Source organism: Klebsiella sp. 141240 (assembly GCF_050600805.1).
Lineage (GTDB): Bacteria > Pseudomonadota > Gammaproteobacteria > Enterobacterales > Enterobacteriaceae > Klebsiella > Klebsiella aerogenes.
Window position 1 is genome coordinate 1 of the sequence record NZ_JAQIRK010000069.1, and the last position, 491, is coordinate 491.

Here is a 491-nt window from a genome sequence, read left to right on the forward strand (position 1 = left end):
GACAAGAGTACGCCGCAGCTCGATCTTTTGGCTCGTGTCGAACGAGAGCTACCGGTGCGGCTCGACCAAGAGCGCACCGATATGGTTGTTTGCCATGGTGATCCCTGCATGCCGAACTTCATGGTGGACCCTAAAACTCTTCAATGCACGGGTCTGATCGACCTTGGGCGGCTCGGAACAGCAGATCGCTATGCCGATTTGGCACTCATGATTGCTAACGCCGAAGAGAACTGGGCAGCGCCAGATGAAGCAGAGCGCGCCTTCGCTGTCCTATTCAATGTATTGGGGATCGAAGCCCCCGACCGCGAACGCCTTGCCTTCTATCTGCGATTGGACCCTCTGACTTGGGGTTGATGTTCATGCCGCCTGTTTTTCCTGCTCATTGGCACGTTTCGCAACCTGTTCTCATTGCGGACACCTTTTCCAGCCTCGTTTGGAAAGTTTCATTGCCAGACGGGACTCCTGCAATCGTCAAGGGATTGAAACCTATA

At 54.4% G+C, this 491-nt stretch carries 2 protein-coding genes; both read left to right on the top strand.

Annotated features, from left to right (window positions below; genetic code table 11):
• The coding region (locus PGQ95_RS26370) for a phosphotransferase (RefSeq protein WP_074413684.1) at positions 1–354 on the top strand (354 nt) is incomplete at its 5' end.
• Positions 354–491 (top strand): aminoglycoside phosphotransferase family protein (locus PGQ95_RS26375; protein WP_072001443.1); only part of this gene is annotated, 138 nt, incomplete at its 3' end. The genes PGQ95_RS26370 and PGQ95_RS26375, both read left to right, overlap by 1 nt.